Consider the following 24,051-nt stretch of genomic DNA (forward strand, 5'->3'; position numbering starts at 1 on the left):
GTTATATAGATATTCTTCACGGGCATAAGATATTCCTACCTTACCCAAGGCCAGGAGAAACGTTCATGCCATGCACCCAGACCCACGCGCCCTGCTGGCGCCCGCTCAGCCATCTGGCGCACCCGCGCGAGGTGATTCGCCAGTTCACCCCCAACTGGTTCGCCGCAACCATGGGCACCGGCGTGCTGGCCTTGGCGTTTCACCAGCTCCAGGTGCCGGTGCTGGACCGCGTGGCCGAAGGGCTGTGGTGGCTGACCATTGGCCTGTTCACCCTGTTCTGTGTCCTGTACGGCGCCCGTTGGCTGCTGTTCTTCGACGAAGCCCGGCGCATCTTCGCCCATTCCACCGTGTCGATGTTCTTCGGCACCATTCCCATGGGGCTGGCCACCATTCTCAATGGCGCCCTGGTGTTCGGCATGGCGCGCTGGGGCGAGGCCGTGGTGCCCTGGGTCGAGGCCTTGTGGTGGCTGGACGTGGGCCTGGCGCTGCTGTGCGGGGTGGCTATTCCCTACCTGATGTTCACCCGCCAGGAACACAGCATCGACCAGATGACCGCGGTCTGGCTGCTGCCGGTGGTGGCAGCGGAAGTCGCCGCGGCCAGTGGTGGCCTGCTGGCCCCGCACCTGGCCGACGCCCACCAGCAGTTCCTGGTGGTGGTGACCAGCTACGTGATGTGGGCGGTGTCGCTGCCGGTGGCGTTCAGCATCCTGACCATCCTCATGCTGCGCATGGCCCTGCACAAATTGCCGCCGGCCAACATGGCCGCTTCCAGCTGGTTGGCGTTGGGCCCGATCGGTACTGGCGCGCTGGGCATGCTGGTGCTGGGTGGCGATGCGCCGGCAGTGTTCGCCGCCAATGGCCTGGGCGGGTTGGGTGAGGTGGCGCGCGGCTTGGGGCTGGTGGCCGGGATCGTGCTGTGGGGCGCGGGGCTCTGGTGGCTGCTGACCGCGGTGCTGATCACCTTGCGCTACATGCGCCAGGGCATGCCGTTCAACCTGGGCTGGTGGGGGTTCACCTTCCCGCTGGGGGTGTACTGCCTGGCGACGTTGAAGCTGGCTGCCTGGTTGTCGCTCGATTTCTTCAGCGTGTTCGGCCTGGTGCTGGTGGTGGCGCTGGCCCTGCTCTGGGCGGTGGTGGCCAGTCGCACCCTGCGTGGGGCGTGGCGAGGTGAGCTGTTCGTGTCGCCGTGTATTGCACAGGCGTAGCTGGACAGCACGAAGGCCCGGCAGTACTGTCGGGCTTGCTCGCTTGGCGAAGACGCATGGATGCGGTTATCTGTGTCTGGAGGGCAGGGCGCGGACAACAAGAACAAGCGGGCAAGGAGCGCCTTAATGGAGCTGAATTCGATCGTTTCGCTCAAGTCCTATGCCGAAGGCGTCAGCCTTCATGTGCACGACTTCCACCAGTTGGTCATTCCCACCCACGGCACCATGGAAATAGAGGTCGATGGCACGCAAGGGCATCTGACCAATGCCAGGGGCATATTGATCCCCGCCGCCAGCCACCATCGCTTCAATGCTTCCTCGGGTAGCCAGTATGTGGTTGCCGACATCCCCATCGACTTCCGCCTGGCCGATGGCCGTCAGGTGGGGGCGCTGCGCCTGCTCGACGAACGTTTCTTCAGCGTGCCCTTGTCGTTCTGCCACCTGATTGCCTTTCTCAGAGGGGCGGTTCAGGAGCAGCGCGCCGTCGACACCGGCGCCTGGCTCAGGTTGGCCTTGAGCGCCATCTCCGGGCAGGCTGCGTCGGTCACGGACGCGAAGTACACGCCGCTGGCCAAGGCCACGACGTTCATGCGGGCCAACCTTGACCAGCCGATCACCTGCAAGCATGTGGCTGTTGCTGCCGGCGTCAGCGAACGCAAGCTCAACTACCTGTTCAACCAGTCACTGCGGATGACGCCCCATGCCTACTTGCTGGAACTGCGCATCGAACGGGCGATTGGCCTGCTCTCCGGCAGCCGACTGCCCATCAGTGACATTGCGCGGGCCTGCGGCTTTTCCGATCAGAGCGCGTTGACCCATGCGCTGAAGCGCGCCCGTGACATCACCCCGGCCAGGTTGCGACGCGCCAGCGCCTGATCGCCCTGGCGCAACCTGCCTGGCCTTGCAGGCGGCAACAAAAAAATTGCCGGATCCTGCAAGCCGGGCCCATGACGGCTGGCGTACGTTTCGCTCACCACCTCGACGGGTTACGAGCGTCCCATGTCCGAAGCGTTGCACGGTAACTCCCTTGCACCCGCCAGCCTGAAGAAGTCCGCCAACGCCTGCGGCTTGCTGGCGATCCTGATGTGGGCGGCGCTGGCGCTGTTGACCACCCAGACCCAGGGAATCCCGCCTTTTCAGTTGCTGTTTCTGTCATTTTGCATTCCTTTCGGCCTTGCCTGCCTGGCCGCGCTGGGTGGCTGGCGGGGTGGCTTGCGGGCCTGGCGACAGCCGGTGGGGGTCTGGTGTTCCGGATTCGCCGCGATCTTCCTGTACCACGCCTTCTACTTTTTTGCCCTCAAGGCCGCTCCGCCCGCGCAGGCCAGCATGATCGCCTACCTGTGGCCGCTGTTGATCGTGCTGTTCAGTGCCATGCAGGGTGGGGGGCGCCTAAACCGCCTGTGCCTGCTGGGCGCCTGCCTGGGCCTGGCCGGCACAGCCTTGATCTTGCAACCACAGAGCAGTGTGCTCACCACGCGCACCTTGCTCGGCTATGCCGCTGCGTTGTGTTGCGCGTTGGTGTGGTCGAGCTATTCGGTGTTCAACAAGCGCCATGAAGGCGCGCCGGTAGGTGTCATTGGCGGGATCTGCGGGTTGGTCGCGCTGGCCGGGTTCATCTGTCACCTGCTGCTGGAAGACACGGTGATCCCTGACGCCCGAGGCTGCCTGGCGATCGTGCTGCTGGGGCTCGGGCCGGTCGGGCTGGCGTTCTTCGCCTGGGACTACGCCACCAAGAGCGGCAATGCCGAGTTCCTGGGGGCGGTTTCATACCTGGCCCCCTTGATCTCGACCTTGCTCCTGGTGCTGGCAGGCGTGCTGACCCTCGATCTGCGGCTGATGGCCGCGGCCGGGTTGATCGTCGCAGGCACCCTGGTGGCCACTTTCGGCGCTCGCTGACGGCCTGAACAGGGTGTTCGGCCGCAATACACTTGATAAGGATATCTCTATGCTCAGAGTGCTGGCAGTCAGTGCTCCCCACTGGCAGTTTGCTCCTGCAGGCCACGAACAACACCTGAACAGCAGCACGCCTTTCAGTTTGCATAATGCGATCAGGGTCTGTGCCCATGAGGCCCGCGAGGGTATCGGTGCATGGGGGCGGAGCAATTGGCACAGCACGCAGGGGCTGGCCGAGGCGGTGTTCATGTCGGACTACCTGCATGAGACGCTGGCCTGGCTGGACCGGGCGCTGGCCAGTGTTCGACCCAACCTTGTATTGATCGGCGCGATGTCGATTTCCTTTCCTGGCGCCGTCGCGGTGGCCGCGCGTGTCAAGCAGGTGCTGGGGCCTCAGGCGATCGTGGTGATCGGCGGCAAGCACGCGATAGAGACCACCTACCTGGTGAACGGCAAGCTGCGGGTGCACCCCGGTTCGCCAATCGCGGCCATGCTTCGGGGGGATATTGGGCGCCTCTTCGACCTGGTGATTTCCGGGGATGGCGAGGCACTGATACGCGAGATTGGCGTTGCGGTGGCCGGCCTGCCCGCCTCGGAGCTGAACGCTTCCAGCATCGCCACATTCCTGGCGGATCGCGATGAGGTTCGTGGCGACTGGACGGCCGCCTGGCTGGAGGAGGACCGTGTCATGCATCTAGGCAGTGCACAGTTGCCCTTGGATTATGACCATCTGCCCGTGCCCGCGACCTTGTTCCCGATCACCTCGGCGTTTCCGGTCTTTGCTACCAAACTGACGGCTCATGCCTATAGCGATACCAGCAAGGGCTGCATCTATTCGTGCGACTTCTGCAGCGAAGCCCAGGCCATCAATGGCAAGTTGCATGGCATGGCGAGCGCGCACCAGCGCTTGTATCGGCAATTGCGCGCTATCGCCAGCCTGGCGCCTGGGCTGCCGGGTGGCGGGACGGTCAGCGCCTTCGTCGAAGACTCCATCCTGCTGCAGGGCAACGCGATTTCGCTCGCGCGCTTGTCCGACCTGATCGAAGCACAGGGGCTGGGCATGGTCTTTGGTGGGCAATTGACCGTGGACATGGTCAACGATCCCAATCGCCAGGCGCAGATTGCACGGCTGGCAGGCAATGGTCTGCGCTATCTCTTCATGGGGCTGGAGACGCCGGACGAGGCGCTCGCGGCAACCATGCACAAGAACCGTGGGGCCGCCAAGGCCAGCCTCAAGGGCGACCTGCTATGCAGTGACGCGGCATCCAGCGGCTGGGTGCACAGGAGCGAACAGGCCCTGCGTTTCCTGGCTGGTGTCGGCATCGACTGTGGGTTGTCGCTACTGTTCGGCCTTGGTGAAAAGCATGCCCAGCGCATCGCCTTGCTCGAGCGGATAGGCGCTTGGCAGCGCGAGCTGGGGCAACCCAAATGCATCAGCATGAACTGGGCGGTGCAGCATCCGTTGCGCCAGGATCAGGGCAATCGGCACCACTACCTGGAGTGGGCCATCGATGCCGACGACCCCCGTGCGCCGATCATCTCCCGGGTCTTCGGTGAGGCTTCCACGCGTTATTGCATGCCCGGGGTGAGCATGGCCAGCCTGGCCGAGCTCACGGAGCTGGACGGGCTCTACCAGCAACTCAATAACATTGTCTGAGGCTTGAGCTTCCATGATCGAAGTAGCTTCCGCGCTGTCCACCGCCTGGCCGTCCCTGCGGGTGGGTTTTCTCTACTGTCAGCTGGCTGGCACGGTCGACAATGGGCGCTTGCCAGCGTTGGGGGCTGGCGAGCCTGATGCGGTCGCGCAACAGAACATTGACAGTGCCCGGCGCCTGTTCAAGGCATGCGGTGCCGACCCGTCACGCTACCGGCCTTCCTGCGATGCGCTCAGTCGTCGGGTGGCGGGGGGCAAGCCATTGGCAAGCGTCAACGCCGTGGTGGATATCGGTAACTGCATTTCATTGCGTTACGGCGTCTGTGTCGGGTCCTACGACATGGCTTGCCTGGAGGGGCCGATCGTCTGCACCGTGGGTGAGCCGCAGGCGAGCTACCAGGGTATTGCCGACAAGACCATCAAGCTTGGGGGAATGCCGGCGGTGCGCGACACGCAGGGCTACTTCGGTAGCCTGCACGCCGACTCCCGGCGAACCTGCGTGGGTGCGCAAAGCCAGGCGCTGTTGATGCTGTTCTTCTACGCCAGTGACGAGGTCAATCCACTGACGGTCCAGGGCGATGCCAGCGCACTGCTGCATGACTGCTACTCGTACTCGCTGGTTGCCTGCAACATGGGAGTTTGCCAATGACGACCGGGCCGCAATCCCTTGCACATGATGATTCCGCTGCCGGCTTCTATGCCTGCGGCGCTGGCGACCAACTGTTCAGTGATGCGCACTTTCCGCCTGCGATCAATGCCTTTCTGCACTCTGAGCGGATGCTGCTAGCGGCGGCGGCACGGTCTCGGCAGGTGATCGTCGAAATCGGCTGCCATGAGGGCACCCATGCGGGTTGGTGTCGCGCCGCAGGCAAGCGCTACCTCGGTATCGACCCGGTCGAACGCTATATCCAGCGCGGCCGCGCCCGGCTCGCCGAGGCTGACCAGCAACGCTGCACGTTGGTGGTGGGACGCGCGGAGCAGGTCGATGAACTCATCGCCCGCGAACTGGCAGGCATTGCGCCCAGCGACATACTGCTGTTCATTCCGTTCAACTGCTTTGGCAACATCACCGAGGTCGAGTCTGCGGTGCGTAGTATCGCGCGTAGCGGTTGTGCGCTGTTGCTCAGTTCCTACCAGACGACACCTGCGGCGTTGCTGGCGCGTTTTGCCTATTATGCCGCGTGTGGCTACAACCCTCTGACCTTGAGCCGCGATGAACGCGGCGAGTTGTTCCATGACGCTCTGGGGTTACATACCTATGCCTACCATCCCAGCTGGTTGAGCGCGCTGTTTGCGCGCTTCGGCATGAGCGTGCAGGCAGTCCAGCATGCCGAGATCGGCCAGGCCTTCGTGACGCCTGAGCTTGAAGTTGCGCTGTGCGAGCAAGTGCGCCGATGAGCTGTTATGCGCGCAGCCTGCTCGGCGGGTTGCCTTTCTGGCCTGTTCCCGTGCAGATTTGTGGCTTGGCGCGCCGTGCGCGCCTCCAATGAAAAAGCCCAATCAGGTACACGGACGATGAGTCACCCCTCGCAATTCACCCTGCTCGGCAAACGGCGTTTCCTGCCGTTCTTCATGACCCAGTCGCTGGGCGCCTTCAACGACAACCTGTTCAAGCAGTCGCTGATCCTGGCGATCCTCTACAAGCTGAGCCTGGAAGGCGACCGCTCGATCTGGGTCAACCTCTGCGCCTTGCTGTTCATCCTGCCGTTCTTCCTGTTCTCGGCATTGGCCGGGCAGTTTGGCGAGAAATTCGCCAAGGACCGGCTGATCCGCGCGATCAAGCTGGCCGAGATCGCCATCATGGCCATCGGCGCGACCGGTTTCGTCACCCATCACCTGGAGTTGATGCTGCTGGCGTTGTTCGCCATGGGCACCCATTCGGCGCTGTTCGGCCCGGTGAAATATTCGATCCTGCCCCAGGCCCTGCGGGAGGAGGAACTGGTGGGCGGCAACGGCCTGGTGGAGATGGGGACTTTCCTGGCGATCCTGGCCGGGACCATCGGCGCTGGCGTGCTGATGTCGTCATCCAGCTATGCGGCGCTGGCCGCGGCGGGCGTGGTCGGTACCGCCGTGCTCGGCTACCTGGCCAGCCGCTGGATCCCCCGCGCCGCCGCCGCCGCACCCGAGATGAAGCTGGACTGGAACATCTTCAAGCAGTCCTGGGCCACCCTGCGCCTGGGCTTGGGGCAGACCCCGGCGGTGTCGCGCTCGATTGTCGGCAACTCGTGGTTCTGGTTCGTCGGCGCCATCTACCTCACGCAGATCCCGGCCTATGCCAAGGACTGGCTGCATGGCGACGAGACCGTGGTCACCCTGGTATTGACCCTGTTCTCGGTGGGCATCGCCGTCGGTTCGCTGCTGTGCGAGCGCCTCAGCGGGCGCAAGGTGGAAATCGGCCTGGTGCCGTTCGGCTCGTTCGGCCTGACCCTGTTCGGCCTGCTCTGGTGGTGGCACTCCGGGGACGTTCCTGCTGCGGCGACGCCCCATGACTGGCTGGCACTGCTGGGCATGAGCCAGGCCTGGTGGATCATGCTCTCGATCGTGGGCCTTGGGGTATTCGGCGGCTTCTACATCGTGCCGCTGTACGCCTTGATCCAGGCCCGCACCGCAGAGGGCGAGCGGGCCCGGGTGATCGCCGCCAACAACATCCTCAACGCGCTGTTCATGGTGGTGTCGGCGATCATCACCATCGTCCTGTTGAGCCTGGCCAAGCTGAGTATCCCGCAGTTGTTCCTGGTGGTGTCGCTGCTCAATATCGCGGTCAACGCCTATATCTTCCGGATCGTGCCGGAATTCACCATGCGCTTCCTGATCTGGCTGCTCAGCCATTCGATGTACCGGGTCGAGCACCGCGAGTTGCAGCGTATTCCCGACGAAGGCGCGGCGCTGCTGGTGTGCAACCATGTCTCGTTCGTCGATGCGCTATTGCTCGGTGGCGCCATCCGCCGGCCGATCCGTTTCGTCATGTACTACAAGATCTACAACCTGCCGGTGCTCAACTTCGTGTTCCGCACCGCCGGAGCCATCCCGATCGCCGGGCGTGGCGAAGACGAGGCGACCTACGAGCGAGCCTTCGTTCGCATCGCCCAGTACCTGGCTGACGGCGAGCTGGTGTGCATCTTCCCCGAGGGCAAGCTGAGTTCGGATGGTGAGATCGATGTGTTCAAGGGTGGGGTCAGCCGTATCCTGGAGCAAACGCCAGTGCCGGTGATTCCGTTGGCGTTGCAGGGGCTGTGGGGGAGTTTCTTCAGTCGCGATCCGAACAAGGGCTTCTTCAAGCGTCTGTGGTCGCGGGTGACCATCGTGGCTGGCGCCGCCATCCCGGCGGAGGCGGCGCAGCCTGAAGCGCTGCGCGAACAGGTGAGCCTGCTGCGCGGCGCGCTACGTTAAGGCGGTGCAAGCGAAGGTCAGCTGGCGCTGACCTTCAGGCCGACCAAGCCGCAGATGATCAGGGCAACGCTGACCAAACGCACCAGGGCCATGGATTCGCCGAACAGGATGATGCCGGCGATGACCGTGCCGACCGCGCCGACGCCGGTCCAGATGGCATAGGCGGTGCCCAGCGGCAGCTCTTTCATGGCCAGGCCCAGCAGGCCGAGGCTGATGACCATGGCGCCGACGGTGAGCACGGTGGGCAGGGGGCGGGTGAAGCCGTCGGTGTACTTGAGGCCGACAGCCCAGCCGACCTCGAACAGGCCGGCGAAGAACAGGATGATCCAGGACATGGTGTCTCTCCATCGTTTCAAGGATGGGGCCGTCCCCGGGATGGTCACGCACAGCGTCGTAAGGTCGTCCTCACAGTGCGCAGTATAGTGCACATTTTTCAGCTCGCCGGCAAGTGCTCTGCGCTGTTGGCGCCAGCGGTTCGCCGCACGAGCCCGCGCCTGCAGCAGGTGCTTGCCGGCGATAGAAAGCGTCGATCATGCGGTATGCGCTATCGATTGGACGCTGCCTGGGGTTGCCTCTAACGTGGCCGCGAGCCCATTTCCGGAGCAGTTCCCATGAGCGTGAAACCCGATGCGGTGTTCGTGCCACTGAACATCGCCGTGCTGACCGTCAGCGACACCCGTTCCTTCGACAACGATACCTCTGGCGAGCTGCTGGCCAGCCGCGCGGTCGGCGTCGGCCATCGCCTGGTGGCGCGCGAGTTGCTCAAGGACGATCTGTACAAGATCCGCGCCCAGGTCGCCACCTGGATCGCCGACGAGCAGGTGCAGGTGGTGCTGATCACCGGCGGCACCGGTTTCACCGGACGTGACAGCACGCCGGAAGCGGTGAACTGCCTGTTGGACAAGCACATCGATGGCTTCGGCGAGCTGTTCCGTGCCCTGTCGATTCTCGACATCGGTACCTCCACGGTGCAGAGCCGGGCGCTGGCCGGCATGGCCAATGGCACCCTGGTGTGCTGCCTGCCGGGCTCGACCGGTGCCTGCCGCACGGCCTGGGAGGGGATCTTGGCCGAACAGCTGGATGCCCGGCATCGGCCGTGTAATTTCGTCGCGCACCTTAAACCCATCGGGGCCTGCGCAAGCCGCGGTTGACCTCAGGAACCCCATCGCGGGGCGAGTCGCAGAGGCGGTGCGCCGCTGCGACTTGCCCCGCGACGGGCCTTCAACTCAGCACATGATCCACCGGCTCCAGCGCCGGCGGCAGCGGCTCGTGCCCCAGCGCCGCCAGCACATCGCGTTCGAGGCTGCGCACCAGCGCATCGGTGGGTAAATCGTTCTCGTCGCGCCCGAACGGGTCTTCCAGCTCGTTGCCGATCGCATCCAGGCCGAAGAAGGTGTAGCTGACGATGGTGGTGAACAACGGCGCCAGCCAGCCCAAGGGTTCGGCCAGGGCGAACGGCAGCAGCAGGCAGAAGATATAGATGGTGCGGTGCAGCAGCAGGGTGTAGGGGAACGGCAATGGCGTGCTCTTGATCCGTTCGCAGGTGGCCTGCACCTCCGAGAGCCCCGCCAGGCGCTGCGCCAGGCTGGTATAGCGGAACTCGCTGAGCGCCCCCTGTTCGGCCAGCCGTGAACAGTGTTCGCCCACCTCGCGCAGGATGCCGTCACACACATTGTGGCGGACGATTAGCGCCTGCTCGCCCAGCCAGGGCCGGGCGGCGCGCAGTTCGTCCTCGTTGCGCAACCGGGCGTTGAGTGCGTGGGCGAAGCCGCACAGGTTGCGCAGCAGCAGCGTGCGCAGGTGCGGGTCCTTGATCACCACGCTTTCGCGGGTGAACGAACGCACCTCGATGATCAACCGCCCCCAGGCCTTGCGACCTTCCCACCAGCGGTCGTAGCAGGCGTTGTTGCGAAAGCTCATGAAGATCGACAACGACAGGCCGAGCAAGGTGAACGGCGTGGCACTCACCGGGTAGAACAGCGCCGGGTAGTGCCGCTCGATCAGCACGATCAAGGCCGCCAGCAGGGTCACCCCCAGGCAGCGCAAGGCGATGCGCTGGATAATCGAGCCCTTGAGGGTGAACAGCACGCGCAGCATGTCGGGGCGTGGATGGACGATCAAGGCGGTTCCAGAGGCAGCCGATCAGCCGCCGGTCATGTTCATGAAACGCAGGATCTGCACCTCGCCACCGACCTCGAAGTGGTGGCGGTAGGGCTTGAGCTGCATGGCGTCGCGGATCGCCTGCTCCAGGCGCTCGCGCTCGCCCGGGTGCTGGCGCAGGACCTGCTTGAGGTCCACCGAGTGCTCGTTGCCCAGGCACAACAACAGGCGGCCTTCGACGGTCAGCCGCACGCGGTTGCAGGTGGCGCAGAAGTTGTGGCTGTGCGGGGAAATGAAACCGACCCGGGTGTTCGGCGCCTCGGCCAGGCGCCAGTAGCGCGCAGGGCCCTGGGACGACTCGGCCGACTCGACCAGGGTGAAGTGCTCGGCCAGGCGCGCGCGCACATCGTCGCTGGAGCAGAACGACTCGCCGCGTTCGTGCTCGCTGATCACGCCCAGGGGCATTTCCTCGATGAAGGAGATGTCCAGCTCTCGGTCAATGGCGAAGCGCACCAGGTCGACGATCTCATGGTCGTTGCGGCCCTTGAGGACCACTGCATTGAGCTTGGTGCGACGGAAGCCCGCGGCGCGGGCGGCATCGATGCCGGCGATCACCTGGTCGAGGTCACCGGTGCGGGTCAGGGCGCGGAAGCGTTCGCGGTCGAGGCTGTCGAGGCTGATGTTCAGGCGCGACACGCCGGCGTCGAACAGCGGCTGGGCCAGGCGGCCCAATTGCGAGCCGTTGCTGGTCAGGCACAGTTCGCGCAGGCCGGGCAGGGCGGCGATGCGCCCGCACAGCTCGACGATGCCCTGGCGTACCAGCGGCTCGCCGCCGGTCAGGCGGATCTTGCGGGTGCCCAGGGCCACGAAGCGCTCGGCAACCTGGTACAGCTCCTCGAGGCTGAGGATCTGCTGGCGCGGCAGGAACTGCATGTCCTCGGCCATGCAATAGACGCAGCGGAAGTCGCAGCGGTCGGTGACCGACATCCGCAGGTAGTCGACTTTGCGGTTGAAACCGTCGATCAGGGCCTGGGGGTTCTTTTCCACGTTCGCGCTCGACATTGAAGAGGGGGGGGCGGCGCAAGGCCGCAGACAAGGTTCAAGCTATAACCTGCGTCCAGTGCCGTCAAATTGCTTTGCCCGACTATTCGATCAGTCTCCTCTATCACGGCTCAAGGCCCCGCCAGGCGAGGGCTGCAGGCCATGATCGACGGCGTTTATCACGCTTTCACTCATATCGATTGGACGCGTCTGGGGCGCACTTCTTAGGCTGGAAAAAACACCGCGCGAGATTTTCACAGCATGAGCCAGGACGAACACATCAGGGACTACAAGGGGCCGGCCGCCGGCTGGGGCGCGCTCAAGAGCGTGACCAAGAGCTGGCTGGGCAGCGAGAACGCCTTCAAGAACCTGCGGGCCATGCTCAAGACCAACCAGAACGGTGGCTTCGACTGCCCGGGCTGCGCCTGGGGCGAGTCGCCGGAAAGCGACATGGTCAAATTCTGTGAGAACGGTGCCAAGGCGGTGAACTGGGAGGCCACCGGTCGCTCGGTGGATCCGGCGTTCTTCGCCAAGTACAGCGTCAGTGCGTTGCGTGAACAGACCGACTACTGGCTCGAGTACCAGGGCCGGCTGACCCATCCGATGCGCTATGACGCGGCCACCGACCATTACGTCCAGACCAGTTGGGAAGAAGCCTTCGCCCTGGTCGCCCGCCACCTGAACCGTCTCGAGTCGCCCGACCAGGCCGAGTTCTACACCTCTGGCCGGGCCAGCAACGAGGCGGCGTTCCTCTACCAGTTGTTCGTGCGCGCCTTCGGCACCAACAACTTCCCCGACTGCTCGAACATGTGCCACGAGGCCAGCGGCGTGGGCATGGCCGAGACCCTTGGCGTGGGCAAGGGCACCGTGGTGTTCCACGACCTGGAGCTGGCCGATGCGATCTTCGTCATTGGCCAGAACCCCGGCACCAACCATCCGCGCATGCTCGAACCGCTGCGCGAGGCGGTCAAGCGCGGCGCCCAGGTGGTCTGCTTCAACCCGCTCAAGGAACGTGGCCTGGAGCGTTTCCAGCATCCGCAGCACCCGTTCGAGATGCTCAGCAATGGCTCCGAACCGACCAACACCGCCTACTTCCGTCCAGCCCTGGGTGGCGACATGGCGGCCATGCGCGGCATCGCCAAGTTCCTCCTGCAGTGGGAGCGCGAGGCACAGCTGAACAACGAGCCGCCGGTGCTCGACCATGCCTTCATCGCCGAGCACACCAGCGGCGTCGAGGATTACCTGGCACTGGTGGATGCCACGCCATGGCCCCATATCATCGAGCAGTCCGGCCTGAGCAAGGCCGAGATCGAGCTGGCCGCGCGCATGTACCGCAAGGCCGAGCGGGTGATCATGTGCTGGGCCATGGGCATCACCCAGCACCGCCACTCGGTGCCGACCGTGCAGGAAATCGTCAACCTGCAGTTGCTGCGCGGCAACGTCGGCAAGCCGGGCGCCGGCCTGTCGCCGGTACGTGGCCACAGCAACGTGCAGGGTGACCGCACCATGGGCATCGACGAGAAGCCCAAGGCGCAGTTGCTCGATGCCATCGAGCGGCGCTTCCAGTTCAGCGTGCCCCGCGAGCACGGGCACAACGCGGTGCTGGCGATCAAGGCCATGGAACAGGGGCAGGCCAAGGTGTTCATCGGCCTGGGCGGCAATGGGCGGCAACTTTGCCCAGGCCACGCCGGATACCCCACGCACCCACGCGGCGCTGCGCAACTGCGAGTTGACCGTACAGATTTCCACCAAGCTCAACCGCTCGCACCTGGTGACCGGACGCGATGCATTGATCCTGCCGTGCCTGGGCCGCACCGAGATCGACCTGCAGGCCGAAGGCCCGCAGGGCGTCACCGTGGAAGACACCTTCAGCATGGTGCACATTTCCCACGGCCAGTTGCAGCCGCGTTCGCCGCACCTGCGCTCGGAGCCGGCGATCATCGCCGGCATGGCCCAGGCCACCCTGGGCAATCGGCCGATCGACTGGGACCATGTGATCGCCGACTACGGCCGCATTCGCGACCTGATCGCCGATGTGATCCCGGGCTTCACTGATTTCAACGCGCGCCTGCAGCATCCAGGCGGTTTCCACCTGGGCAACAACGCCGCGGACCGCAACTTCCGTACGGCCACTGGCAAGGCGCGGTTCAGCGCCAGCGAGCTGCCGGTGCAACTGATCAACGAAGCGGTGCTGGCGCGTGGTGACACGCCGGACCTGATCCTGCAGACCTTGCGCTCCCACGATCAGTACAACACCACGCTGTACGGCCTGGACGACCGCTACCGCGGTGTGTTCGGCCTGCGCGAGGTGGTTTTCGTCAATGAGGCCGATATCCGCCGCCTGGGCTTCGAGCCGGGCGAGCAGGTGGACCTGGTGTCGCTGTGGGAGGATGGTCGCGAGCGGCGGGTGTCGGGCTTCCGCCTGGTGGCCTATGACGTGCCGCAGGGGCAGGCGGCGGCGTACTACCCGGAGACCAATCCGCTGGTGCCGCTGGACAGTTACGGCGAAGGTACCTACACGCCAACCTCGAAGTTCGTGGCGATCAAGCTGGAGAAGGCCCAGGCCGGCAATCGTATCGAGGTGATGGCCGCCGGGGAGTGAGCAGCTGCGCCGGTATACAAACTGTAGGAGCCAGCCTTGCTGGCGAACCAGGTGACGCGCTGCCTGGCACCGGTTATGCCGGCGTTCGCGGGTAAACCCGCTCCCACAGGGGGCACGCCGCACGGTGTTAGCGATGCACCGGATACGCCGTGGTGTACTTCATCTGCTCCATGGCAAAGCTCGAAGTGATGTTCGACAGCCCGTCGGTGCTGGTGATCAGCTTCTTGTAGAAGCGGTCGTAGGCGCCGATGTCACCCACCACCACGCGCAGCATGTAGTCCCAGTCGCCGGACATGCGGTACACCTCCATCACCTCCTCGAACGCCGTCACCGTGGCGGCGAACCGCGCCAGCCAGGCACTGTCGTGGCGCTGGGTCTTGAGCTGGACGAACACCGTCAGCCCCAGGCCCAGGCGCACAGGGTCGAGCAGGGCGACACGTCCCTTGATGTAGCCGTCTTCCTCCAGGCGCTTGACCCGTTTCCAGCACGGCGTGGTCGACAGGTTGACCGCTTCGGCCAGGTCCTTGAGCGAGATCGAGGCGTCACGTTGGAGCAGGGTAAGAATATGCTGGTCGAAACTGTCCATTGTGTGCTGTGGCCTGAAAAGAGAAAAAGTTTCCCGAGAGTAGTCGCTAGAACACATCATTGGAACTGTAATCCCATGCCGAGCGGCAGGAACGTTCCGATAGCGCCGGGCCGGGGCGGATATGCGATAGTGGCGGTTTTCCACCCTTAGCCCATGGGCCCGAACATGTCCGACAAGCCGCGCAATTTCGCCACCCGTACCATCCACGCCGGCGAGCAGTCCAGCGTCGCCGACAATGCCATCTTCCCGGCCATCGTCACCTCCAGCTCGTTCATCAAGCGCGGTTTGGACGACAACCCCGAATATGCCTACAGCCGGGTCAGTAACCCGACCCGGCATGCCTACGAAACCTGCGTGGCCGCACTGGAGGAGGGTGTCGGCGCTGTCGCCTGCGCCTCGGGCGTCAGTGCCACCGCCACGGTGCTCGAGCTGTTGTCCAAGGATGCCCATGTGGTGGTGATGAACGGCGTCTACGGTGGCACCTTCCGCCTGCTGGAAGACTACCGTGGACGCACCTCGGGCCTGACCACTACCTATGTCGACCTCAATGACATCGACGCCGTGGCCGCTGCGATCCGCCCCGAAACTCAACTGATCTGGATCGAATCGCCGACCAACCCGCTGCTGCACCTGGTGGACATCAAGGCGGTGTGCGACCTGGCCCGCGCTCGCGGCGTGCTGACCTGCATCGACAACACCTTCTGCTCGCCGTGGAACCAGCAGCCGATCACCCTGGGCGTGGACCTGGTGATGCACTCGGCGAGCAAATACATCGGCGGCCACTCCGACCTCACCGGTGGCGTGGTGGTGGCGGCCAACCCGGAGCTGTTGGGACGCCTGCGCAAGATCAGCATGGCGGTCGGCGCCATCCAGGGGCCGTTCGACTGCTACCTGGCATTGCGCGGGCTGAAGACCCTCGATGTGCGCATGGAGCGCCAGAGCGCCAATGCCCTGCGCGTGGCGCAGTTCCTCGAACAGCACCCGCAGGTCGAGCAGGTCTACTACCCGGGGTTGGAAAGCCATCCGCAGCATGAGCTGAGCAAGCGCCAGATGCGCACCGGCGGCGCGGTGGTGGCGTTGCGCATCAAGGGTGGTCGGGCGGCGGTCAACCGTTTGGTCGAGGCGCTGTCGATCTTCGTGCTGGCCGACTCGTTGGGCGGGGTGGAGAGCATGATCAACCACTCCTGGAGCATGTCGCACAATTCGCTGAGCCCGGAGCAGAAGGGTGTGATGGGAATCAGCGAGAACCTGCTGCGGTTGTCGGTGGGGATCGAGGACTACCGCGATCTGATCGAGGATCTGGAGACGGCACTGAAGGCCTCGGCCCAGGCGTGATCGTCGGGCGGCATCGGCCTTGCCGGCGTTCGCCGGCAAGGCCGGCTCCTACAGGGGGATGCGCCCCTTGCAGGAGTCGATTCAGGATTTGGGCGGATGGACGATCCTTTCGATCTTGTCCTTGAGCAGCAAGCGTTCCTTGCGTAGCAGGTTGACTGTGTCGTCATTGGTGCCGTTGCCTTCGGCGGCCACCACTTCCTTGTCCTTGGCGTTGTATTCCTTGTGCAACTTGTGCAGGTCGTGGTCCTTGTCGATCAGGGCCTGGAACTGGTCGGCGGTCACATGCAGGTCTGCGAGCAAATCATGCGGGACGGGCATTTCTTCACCTCTCTGGCGGGTTGTCGAACGAGCCTGAGTCCTGAGGATAGCCGCCTTTGCCCCATTGCGGGACTGGGGTAGGCTGTCGCACATCCCTCGCGTAACTGGAACCTGCGCCATGCCTCACTTGAACCTCGAATACAGCGACAACCTGCGCGACCTCAATGTCGACGTGCTGTTGCTGCGCCTCAACCACGCCCTGGTCGGTAGCGGCCAGTTCGCCGAGGAACTGGACATCAAGAGCCGCGCCCAGGCTTTCGCCCAGTATCGCGTCGGCACCGCGCCGGGCGAGCGGGCATTCGCCCATGTGCGCCTGGCGATCCTTAGCGGCCGTTCCGAGCAGGTCAAGCAGCAGCTGTCCAGCAGCCTGCTCGAGGTGCTGCACGAGGCGATCCCCGCCCAGGTCGGGCTGGACATTCAGCTGTGCGTGGAAGTGCTGGATATCGACCGCGCGCCGTACGCCAAGCGTCGCCTGCCTGGCTGAATGGCGGCTGAATGAAAGTTGTTTAATCCATGAAAGACGTCAATCCAGCGATTCGTTGGCGTCTTTTTCACAAAAAATTGATGCTCGCATTCCTAAAGTTCGCGCAACTTTCCAACCTGCCCAAGCGGGCGTGTTGGCCGCTGTTGAACTCTTAATGCGAACGCCATGCTCACACTTAAACCCCTGCGGACTGAATGGGTCACGTTGCTGGCCAGTCTTTACCTGCTGATCGGCATGAACATGTTTCTCTGGGAGCACCTGGAAGCCATTGTGCCACCCGGCATGGTGGGGCTGTGGCTGAGCTTGGCATTCGCGGTAATGATGCTGTTCGCGTTCAATCTTATTCTCACCTTGTTGGCATTTCGTTATGTATTGAAACCGGTGCTGATTGTATTGTTCATGGGCGGCGCGGCGGTCGCGTACTTCATGAACCAATACGGCGTACTTATAGATGCCGGCATGTTTCGCAATGTCGCCGAAACCAATGCCGCGGAAGTCCGCGACTTGCTGTCGTTGAAGTTTGTCCTGTATATCCTGCTGCTCGGCGTATTGCCGTCGCTGCTGGTATGGAAGGCCAACATCGCCTATCGGCCCTGGCACCGCGAGCTGCTGGGCAAGCTGGTGGTCAGCGGCGCCTGCGTGGTGGCGTTGGGCTCGGTGGCGCTGGTCAATTACCAGGGGCTTGCCTCGTTGTTGCGCAACCACCATGAACTGCGCCTGATGCTCACCCCGAGCAATATCGTCGGTGCTTCGTTCGGTTACGTTCGTGAACAGATCGGCAGCGCCGCCCAGCCCTTCCTGGCCTATGGCGAAGATGCTCGCCGCGATGCCGCCTGGCAGCACCATGCGCGCAAGTCGCTGACTGTGCTGGTGGTGGGCGAGAGTGCCCGGGCGGATAACTTCGGCGTGCTTGGCTATGCCCGCGATACCACGCCGCGACTGGCCAGGGAACAGGGCTTGCTGAGCTTCACCGACGTGCATTCCTGCGGCACCGAGACCGCGGTGTCGGTGCCATGCATGTTCTCCGGCATGGGCCGCAAGGACTATGTGCCGAGCGTGGCGAAGAACCGCGAGGGGCTGCTCGATATCCTCCAGCGCGCTGGCCTGGCCGTGCAGTGGCGTGACAACCAGAGCGGCTGCAAGGGCACCTGCGATCGCGTGCAGTTCATCGATGTCAGCAACCTCAAGGATCCGGCCCTGTGCGCCAGCGGCGAATGCCATGACGAGATCCTGCTGCAGGGCCTTGGCGAGCTGATCGACAACCTCGACCAGGACACCGTGCTGGTGCTGCACCAGATGGGCAGCCACGGCCCCGAGTATTTCAAGCGCTACCCGGCTGGTGCCGAGCCATTCACCCCGGTATGTCGCAGCAATGCGCTGAACCAGTGCAGCACACAGGAAATCGTCAATGGCTATGACAACACCTTGAGCTATACCGACAAGGTGCTGGCGTCGCTGATCGACACCCTGCGCAACAAGCAGGACAAGGTAGACACCGCGATGATCTACCTGTCCGACCATGGCGAGTCGCTGGGCGAATACAACCTGTTCCTGCACGGCACGCCGTACATAATGGCGCCGGACCAGCAGAAGCATGTACCGCTGCTGGCCTGGTTCTCCGACAGTTATCAGCAGGACTTCGGCCTCGACACCGGTTGCCTGGCCAAGCTGCGCGATGCGCCATTGTCCCAGGACAACCTGTTCCACTCGATGCTCGGCCTGTTGCAGGTGCGCACCGGGGTCTACCAGCAGTCGCTGGACATGTTTGCCGGCTGCCGCCCCTGGTTGGCGGCCGATCGCTGACCGCCACCGCGGTCGGTACCAAGGATGGCGTGGCTTGCGAGGTTTCACCCAGAGCACCCGCGCCGTATATACTGCGCGCCAATGTTAGTGGGAGAGCCTCGTGGCCATCGATATTCACTGGATCCGTGACGACCAGACCCTGGCCGAGCACTGCCAAAGCTGGCGCGAACTGCCTTTCGTGGCGCTCGACACCGAATTCATGCGGGTCGATACCTTTTACCCGAAGGCCGGGCTGATCCAGATCGGCGACGGCCAGCGGGCCTTCCTCATCGACCCGTTGCTGATCCGCGACTGGCAACCGCTGGCCGGGCTGCTCGAGGATAGCGGCGTGGTCAAGGTGCTGCACGCTTGCAGCGAAGACCTCGAGGTGTTGCTGCGCCTGACCGGCAAGCTGCCGCAACCACTGTTCGACACGCAACTGGCAGCAGGCTACCTGAACATCGGATTCTCGATGGGCTATTCGCGCCTGGTCCAGGACGTGCTGGGTATCGACCTGCCCAAGGGCGAGACCCGCTCCGACTGGCTGCAACGCCCGCTGTCGGACACCCAGGTCAGCTACGCCGCCGAGGATGCCGTGCACCTGGCCGAGCTGTTCGACGCCCTGCGCCCGCGATTGTCCGATGACAAGTACGCCTGGGTCCTTGAGGACGGAGCCGAACTGGTCGCCGCGCTGCGTCGCGAAGTCGAGCCCGAGACCCTGTACCGCGATGTCAAGCTGGCCTGGAAGCTGGGCCGCCAGCAGTTGGCGGTGCTGCGCGAGCTATGTGCCTGGCGCGAGCGTGAAGCCCGCAGCCGCGATGTGCCCCGCAACCGTATCCTCAAGGAGCACTCGCTGTGGCCCATGGCCAAGAACCAGCCCGATTCGCCGTCGGCCCTGGCGAAAATCGACGAGATGCATCCACGAACCATCCGCCAGGACGGCGAACAGCTCATCCAGCTGATCAAGCGTGCCGCCGCGCTGCCGCAGGAGCAGTGGCCAGCGCCGCTGCCCGAGCCGCTGCCGATCGAGGCCGCCGGCATCCTCAAGCGCCTGCGCGCCATCGGCCAGGCCGAAGGCGAGCGCCTGGGCATCGCCCCGGAGCTGATGCTGCGTAAAAAAGCCCTCGAAGCGCTGCTCAAGAGCGGCTACCCCAACGGCCCCTATCAACTGCCCGATGCCCTGCGCGGCTGGCGCCGCGAGCGCATGGGCCAGGCCCTGCTGGACGACCTGGCGGGCGCCGGAGATTCCCGATGAAACGCATCTGCTCCATCTATAAAAGCCCACGCAAGAATGAGATGTACCTCTACGTGCTCAAGGCAGACGGCCTGGCCCGCGTGCCCGAGGCGTTGCTGCCGTTCTTCGGCACGCCGCTGCACGCCTTTGACCTGGTGCTGACCCCGGAGCGCAAGCTGGCCCGCGAGGACATCGCCAAGGTCCTGGAAAATCTCGACAGCCAGGGCTACCACCTGCAGATGCCGCCGCCGGAAGACGACTACATCGAGCACCTGCCCGAAGAGTTGCTGCGTCGCAACGACCCGGCCTGAGCCGGGCCTCGCGCCTCTCCCCCGGCCCGCCTGGCGGGCCGCTTTCGTTGTTTGCCAAGGTTGTGTTTGCACATGCGTGTTCTGATCGCTGAACAGGATCATGCCCACTATGCTCGCCTGCTGGGCGAGCTGGCACCGGACCTGGAGGTCCTGACCAGCGGCGATTCCGCCGAGCTGGCGCGCTTCGCCCCCGAATGCCCGGTCTGGCTGGGCCAGCCGGACCTGCTGGCCAGCCTGCTGCGCCAGGGCCACAAGCCCGTTTGGATGCAGTCGACCTGGGCCGGTATCACCCCGCTGTTGGCCGATGGCTTGCCGTGTGATTATCGCCTGACCCGCGCGGTGGGTATCTTCGGCCAGGTGATGGCCGAATACATGCTCACCTATATGCTCAGCCATGAGCGCGAAGTGCTGTCGCGCCTGGTCAGCCAGGTCGAGCGGCGCTGGGATGACCGCCCAGGGCGCACCCTGGAAGGGCGTCGGGTGCTGATCGTCGGTACCGGCGATATTGGCCAGCGGGTGGCTGAGTTCCTGCAACCCTTCGGCGTCGAGCTGTACGGCGTGGCCAGTACCGCCCGCGAGCAGGCGCCGTTCGTCGAGGTGGCCGGGCTCGAGCAACTGCCGCGTCTGGTCGGTGAAGTCGACTACGTGCTCAACCTGCTGCCCGATACCCCGGCCACGCACGATCTGTATGACGCGACGCTGTTCAAGTGCTTCAAGCCCAGCGCGCTGTTCATCAATGCCGGGCGTGGCGTGGCGGTGGTCGATGCCGACCTGGTCGAGGCGCTCAAGCAGGGGCACCTGGCCGGGGCGGTGATCGATGTCTGCCGCCAGGAGCCGCTGCCGCAGCGCCATCCGTTCTGGACCGCCTGGGGGCTGCTGCTGACCGGGCACAGCTCGGCGCCGACCTCGCCGGTGGCGATGGCACGGTTGTTCGTCGAGAATGCGCAGGCGTACGCGGCGGGGCAGGGGTTGCGTGGCGAAGTGGATTTCGCCCGCGGTTATTGAGGGCAAGCCGCCACCTGCAGGAGCCAGCGTTGCTGGCGCAGCAAGCGCCGTGTTGGATGGCTTCGGCCGTGGCGCTGCCGGCTCCTACAGAGATCGCGTTACAAGCTGAACTCGCCTTCAGCAGCCAGCTCGCTCAGCGGCCGGCGCGGGCTTGGCATTTCGCGAGCCTGCAGGGCTTCGGCCAGGGTCGCCTTGTCACCCAGCTTGCCGATCGCCACCATGGCGTGCAGCGCGTAGCCCTCGGGGATCTTCAGCTCGCGGCGGGCCAGGTCCTGGTCGAAGCCGGCCATGCCGTGGGTGTGCCAACCGCTGATGCTGGCTTGCAGCGCCAGGTGGCCCCAGGCGGAACCGGTGTCGAAGGTGTGCCACAGGGCGGGTTTTTCTTCATCGGAGCCGGGCGCGGCGAAGGTGGTCTTGGAGAGGATCAGCACCAGCGCCGAGGCGTGCTGCGCCCAGCTGCGGTTGAATTCGTTGAGGATATCCAGGTAGCGCGCCCAGCTCGGCGTGTCACGGCGCGCGTAGAGGAAGCGCCACGGCTGCGAGTTGTAGGCCGAAGGCGCCCAGCGCGCGGCCTCGAGGAAGCTCAGCAGGGTCTGCTGGCTGATCGGCTCGTCGCTGAAGGCGCGGGGCGACCAGCGGTTGATGAACTGCTCGTTGATGGCATAGTCGGCGATGCGTGGGGTGGCGCTCATGGCTGCTCCTGCAAGGGCGGGGTCAAAAACCGCACGCTACTGTGTCCGGCGAGCACTGACAAGCGGTCTGGCGTTGCCGCCGGACTGCCTCTAGACTGGCGCCGCCGCGTGCCGCGGATTGAAGTTGACTGCAGGAAACCGTGTGATGATCGCCGATACCGCGCCCTTCTGGCGGCGCAAGACCCTCGAGCAGCTCGACGCCCAGGAGTGGGAGTCGCTGTGTGACGGCTGTGGCCTGTGCTGTTTGCAGAAGCTCGAGGACGAAGAGGACAACAGCGTCTATTACACGAGCATCGCCTGCAAGCTGCTCGACCTCACCACCTGTGCGTGCAGCGATTACCCCAACCGCTTCCAGCAGGTGCCCGACTGCATCCAGCTGACCCCGGGCAAGGCCGACCAGTTCAAGTGGTTGCCGCCCACCTGCGGTTATCGCCTGGTCAGCGAAGGCCAGGACCTGCCGGCCTGGCATCACCTGGTATGCGGGGATCGCCAGCAGGTGCATGAGCAACGCATTTCCCGGTCAGGGCGGATGCTCAGTGAAAAGGACGTGGATGAAGACGACTGGGAAGACCACCTGATCTTTCGCGCGGGTTGAGCCTCGCGGCTACAAGGAGTTTCGCTATGCGTCGCCCGCTGTTGATGGTGTTTGTCCTGCTGCTCAGTACGCAGGCGCTGGCGAAGAAAGTCGACCTCGATTACCAGGTACGGCTGCTGCCGCAGAGTGGCCAGGCCGAGGTGCGCATGACCCTGGCCGAGGGCAGCGCGGTGCGCAGCCTGGACTTCGACCTGGGCAAGAGCGGCGCCTACAGCGATTTTCTCGCCGACGGCCAGTGGCAGGTGCACAACGGCCGTGGCGTCTGGCGTCCGGCACCGGGCAAGACCAGCCTCAGCTATCGGGTAGTGCTCGACCAGCAACCCAAAGGCGGCGCCCACGAGGCGCGGATCACCGCGCACTGGGCACTGTTTCGTGGCGACCAGTTGGTGCCGCCGGCGCGCCTTGACCAGCAGGACGGCACCGAGCTGGTGTCGCGCCTGGCCTTCGACCTGCCGGCGGGCTGGAAGAGCGTCGAGACGGCCTGGCCGCGCATTGGCCGGCAAAAATTTCGCATCGATGATGTCTCGCGTCTGTTCGACCGCCCCACCGGCTGGATGCTGGCCGGCAACCTCGGCAGCCGCCGCGCGCGCCTGGGCGATACCGAGGTGACCGTCGCCGCGCCGCAAGGGCAGGGCATGCGGCGCATGGACACGCTGACCTTGCTGACTTTCGTCTGGCCGCAGTTGCAGGCGGTGTTCCCGCGCAATCCGTCCAAGTTGCTGCTGGTCGGTGCCCGTGACGAGATGTGGCGTGGCGTGCTGCCAGGCAACAACTCGCTGTACCTGCATAGTGGCCGGCCGCTGGTCAGCGAGAACGGCAGCAGCCCGGTGCTGCGCGAGCTGGTGCAGTTGTTCGCCCAGATCAACGACCGCGATGGCAGCGATTGGCTGGGCGAGAGCCTGGCCGACTATTACGCCACCGAGTTGTTGCGCCGTGCCGGCGGCATGAGTGATGACCGCTATGAGGCGGCGCAGGCGCGTTTGCACAAGCTGGGCGACAAGGTGAACCACCTCAAGGGCGCCAAGGCCAGCCCCGCGCAGGTGGCTCGTGGCGTGCTGCTGTTGCAGGCGCTGGACCGCGAGATCCGCCTGCACAACCACGACAAGCGCTCGCTGGACGATGTCGCCAGGGCGCTGATGCGGCTGTCCAGCGTCAGCACCGCAGAGTTCGTGCAGATCAGCGAGAACGTGCTTGGCCGCCAGTCCGAGGTGTTGCAGGGCAAGGTGTTGCGCTAGGCGCGGGTCTTTGTTCGCGGGGCAAGCCCGCTCCCACGTGTTAGCCCCTGTGCCTGCGATGCATTCAACCGCCTGTTATCGTCGCGGTACGGGTCGCCGCTTCGGCGCTGGCCTGCAGGGCCTTGAGCTCCTGCGCCCCGCGTTCGATGTCGCGGTGCAGGCGCAGGTACTCGGCGCGATGATGTTGCCACCAGGCCTTGGTCGAGCAATGCCCGCTCAGGCCTCGGGCCAGGGCCAGGCCACCCACGGCCACTTGCAGCATGCCCAGCAGGCCGCCATGGCGCAGGCCCTTGCTGATCATCAACGCGCCCCCGGCCAGAGAGCTGATGCGTTCCAGGCCGTGGACATTGGGTTGCGGTGCATCCGTTGTGGAGTGGAAGTCGTGCATTGGCGGGGCCTCCTCAGGTCGGTGATATTCAGCAGACGCTGGCGGGCATACGAGCGTTCATTTTTATTGCCTGGGCGGCCCCCGGCCAACTCCGAGTTTCATGAACATATAAGTTTCTGTTTCTGTTTCTGTTTCTGTTTCTGTTTCTGTTGCTGTTGCTGTTGCTGTTGCTGTTGCTGTTGCTGTTGCTGTTGCTGTTGC

23 protein-coding genes and 1 pseudogene are annotated in these 24,051 nt (G+C 64.5%); 17 read left to right on the forward strand and 7 right to left on the reverse strand.

Annotated features, from left to right (window positions below; translation table 11 throughout):
* Window positions 1-65 precede the first annotated feature (65 nt).
* The 7 genes from ACODS5_RS15700 to ACODS5_RS15730 all read left to right on the forward strand — a co-directional run bounded on the left by ACODS5_RS15700 (window position 66) and on the right by ACODS5_RS15730 (window position 8,142).
* Window positions 66-1,205, forward strand: a complete 1,140-nt coding sequence (locus tag ACODS5_RS15700) for a TDT family transporter (RefSeq protein WP_134691875.1) — start codon at window positions 66-68, stop codon at window positions 1,203-1,205.
* 126 nt (window positions 1,206-1,331) lie between these two features.
* Window positions 1,332-2,081 carry an AraC family transcriptional regulator gene (locus tag ACODS5_RS15705; RefSeq protein WP_167659478.1) on the forward strand — a complete coding sequence of 250 codons (750 nt, stop codon included), beginning with the start codon at window positions 1,332-1,334 and terminating at the stop codon, window positions 2,079-2,081.
* 123 nt (window positions 2,082-2,204) lie between these two features.
* Window positions 2,205-3,101 (forward strand): DMT family transporter, encoded by an 897-nt coding sequence (locus ACODS5_RS15710; RefSeq protein ID WP_134691877.1) that lies wholly within the window; start codon window positions 2,205-2,207, stop codon window positions 3,099-3,101.
* A gap of 49 nt (window positions 3,102-3,150) precedes the next feature.
* Window positions 3,151-4,755 (forward strand): B12-binding domain/radical SAM domain-containing protein, encoded by a 1,605-nt coding sequence (locus ACODS5_RS15715; protein ID WP_134691878.1) that lies wholly within the window; start codon window positions 3,151-3,153, stop codon window positions 4,753-4,755.
* 13 nt (window positions 4,756-4,768) lie between these two features.
* The gene (locus ACODS5_RS15720; protein ID WP_489109082.1) at window positions 4,769-5,401 is read left to right on the forward strand and encodes a B3/B4 domain-containing protein; all 633 of its coding nucleotides are present in this window, start codon (window positions 4,769-4,771) and stop codon (window positions 5,399-5,401) included.
* On the forward strand, window positions 5,398-6,150 hold the full coding sequence (locus tag ACODS5_RS15725) for a hypothetical protein (RefSeq protein WP_489109083.1): 753 nt from the start codon (window positions 5,398-5,400) through the stop codon (window positions 6,148-6,150). The genes ACODS5_RS15720 and ACODS5_RS15725 overlap by 4 nt, the downstream gene beginning before the upstream one ends.
* Window positions 6,151-6,267: 117 nt before the next feature.
* A complete protein-coding gene (locus tag ACODS5_RS15730) occupies window positions 6,268-8,142 on the forward strand; it encodes an MFS transporter (RefSeq protein WP_134691881.1) in 1,875 nt (624 codons plus the stop codon).
* A gap of 17 nt (window positions 8,143-8,159) precedes the next feature.
* Here the strand turns inward: ACODS5_RS15730 and sugE are convergent, their stop codons facing one another.
* Complete coding sequence (gene sugE, locus ACODS5_RS15735) at window positions 8,160-8,477, reverse strand: quaternary ammonium compound efflux SMR transporter SugE (protein ID WP_134691882.1); 318 nt, start codon at window positions 8,475-8,477, stop codon at window positions 8,160-8,162.
* 276 nt (window positions 8,478-8,753) lie between these two features.
* Here sugE and moaB point away from each other — a divergent pair, with 276 nt between their 5' ends.
* Complete coding sequence (moaB, locus tag ACODS5_RS15740) at window positions 8,754-9,293, forward strand: molybdenum cofactor biosynthesis protein B (protein ID WP_134691883.1); 540 nt, start codon at window positions 8,754-8,756, stop codon at window positions 9,291-9,293.
* 70 nt (window positions 9,294-9,363) lie between these two features.
* Here moaB and ACODS5_RS15745 read toward each other — a convergent pair whose 3' ends face one another.
* Window positions 9,364-10,263 carry a bestrophin family protein gene (locus ACODS5_RS15745; protein WP_134691884.1) on the reverse strand — a complete coding sequence of 300 codons (900 nt, stop codon included), beginning with the start codon at window positions 10,261-10,263 and terminating at the stop codon, window positions 9,364-9,366.
* 21 nt (window positions 10,264-10,284) lie between these two features.
* Window positions 10,285-11,289, reverse strand: coding sequence for a GTP 3',8-cyclase MoaA (gene moaA / locus ACODS5_RS15750; RefSeq protein WP_134691885.1), 1,005 nt, complete (start codon window positions 11,287-11,289; stop codon window positions 10,285-10,287).
* A 255-nt stretch (window positions 11,290-11,544) separates the two neighbouring features.
* Between moaA and ACODS5_RS15755 the strand changes: the two are divergent.
* Window positions 11,545-13,885, forward strand: a pseudogene (locus tag ACODS5_RS15755) (FdhF/YdeP family oxidoreductase).
* Window positions 13,886-14,012: 127 nt separating this feature from the next.
* Here the strand turns inward: ACODS5_RS15755 and ACODS5_RS15760 are convergent.
* Window positions 14,013-14,471 (reverse strand): Lrp/AsnC family transcriptional regulator, encoded by a 459-nt coding sequence (locus ACODS5_RS15760; protein ID WP_489109084.1) that lies wholly within the window; start codon window positions 14,469-14,471, stop codon window positions 14,013-14,015.
* A gap of 153 nt (window positions 14,472-14,624) precedes the next feature.
* On the opposite strand from ACODS5_RS15760, the gene ACODS5_RS15765 reads away from it, so the two are divergent.
* A complete protein-coding gene (locus ACODS5_RS15765; RefSeq protein WP_134691889.1) occupies window positions 14,625-15,806 on the forward strand; it encodes a trans-sulfuration enzyme family protein in 1,182 nt (393 codons plus the stop codon).
* A gap of 81 nt (window positions 15,807-15,887) precedes the next feature.
* Here the strand turns inward: ACODS5_RS15765 and ACODS5_RS15770 are convergent, their stop codons facing one another.
* Complete coding sequence (locus ACODS5_RS15770) at window positions 15,888-16,124, reverse strand: DUF465 domain-containing protein (protein WP_134691890.1); 237 nt, start codon at window positions 16,122-16,124, stop codon at window positions 15,888-15,890.
* Between the two features lie 118 nt (window positions 16,125-16,242).
* On the opposite strand from ACODS5_RS15770, the gene ACODS5_RS15775 reads away from it, so the two are divergent.
* From ACODS5_RS15775 to ACODS5_RS15795, 5 genes are all read left to right on the forward strand, one after another.
* Complete coding sequence (locus ACODS5_RS15775) at window positions 16,243-16,608, forward strand: 5-carboxymethyl-2-hydroxymuconate Delta-isomerase (RefSeq protein ID WP_134691891.1); 366 nt, start codon at window positions 16,243-16,245, stop codon at window positions 16,606-16,608.
* Window positions 16,609-16,773: 165 nt separating this feature from the next.
* On the forward strand, window positions 16,774-18,411 hold the full coding sequence (locus tag ACODS5_RS15780; RefSeq protein WP_489109085.1) for a phosphoethanolamine transferase: 1,638 nt from the start codon (window positions 16,774-16,776) through the stop codon (window positions 18,409-18,411).
* 100 nt (window positions 18,412-18,511) lie between these two features.
* A complete protein-coding gene (gene rnd / locus ACODS5_RS15785) occupies window positions 18,512-19,645 on the forward strand; it encodes a ribonuclease D (RefSeq protein ID WP_134691893.1) in 1,134 nt (377 codons plus the stop codon).
* The gene (locus ACODS5_RS15790) at window positions 19,642-19,935 is read left to right on the forward strand and encodes a YcgL domain-containing protein (RefSeq protein ID WP_134691894.1); all 294 of its coding nucleotides are present in this window, start codon (window positions 19,642-19,644) and stop codon (window positions 19,933-19,935) included. The genes rnd and ACODS5_RS15790 overlap by 4 nt, the downstream gene beginning before the upstream one ends.
* Window positions 19,936-20,007: 72 nt before the next feature.
* Window positions 20,008-20,940: a D-2-hydroxyacid dehydrogenase gene (locus ACODS5_RS15795; RefSeq protein ID WP_134691895.1), complete on the forward strand. Its 933-nt coding sequence runs from the start codon at window positions 20,008-20,010 to the stop codon at window positions 20,938-20,940.
* 98 nt (window positions 20,941-21,038) lie between these two features.
* Here ACODS5_RS15795 and ACODS5_RS15800 read toward each other — a convergent pair whose 3' ends face one another.
* A complete protein-coding gene (locus ACODS5_RS15800; RefSeq protein ID WP_134691896.1) occupies window positions 21,039-21,632 on the reverse strand; it encodes a nitroreductase family protein in 594 nt (197 codons plus the stop codon).
* A 145-nt stretch (window positions 21,633-21,777) separates the two neighbouring features.
* Here ACODS5_RS15800 and ACODS5_RS15805 point away from each other — a divergent pair, with 145 nt between their 5' ends.
* Both ACODS5_RS15805 and ACODS5_RS15810 read left to right on the forward strand, forming a co-directional pair.
* Window positions 21,778-22,227 (forward strand): YcgN family cysteine cluster protein, encoded by a 450-nt coding sequence (locus ACODS5_RS15805; RefSeq protein ID WP_134691897.1) that lies wholly within the window; start codon window positions 21,778-21,780, stop codon window positions 22,225-22,227.
* Window positions 22,228-22,253: 26 nt separating this feature from the next.
* Window positions 22,254-23,462, forward strand: coding sequence for a hypothetical protein (locus ACODS5_RS15810; RefSeq protein WP_134691898.1), 1,209 nt, complete (start codon window positions 22,254-22,256; stop codon window positions 23,460-23,462).
* Between the two features lie 64 nt (window positions 23,463-23,526).
* Here ACODS5_RS15810 and ACODS5_RS15815 read toward each other — a convergent pair whose 3' ends face one another.
* Window positions 23,527-23,850, reverse strand: coding sequence for a YgaP-like transmembrane domain (locus tag ACODS5_RS15815; protein WP_134691899.1), 324 nt, complete (start codon window positions 23,848-23,850; stop codon window positions 23,527-23,529).
* Window positions 23,851-24,051: the final 201 nt, after the last annotated feature.

It is taken from the genome of Pseudomonas sp. FG47, assembly GCF_057809115.1.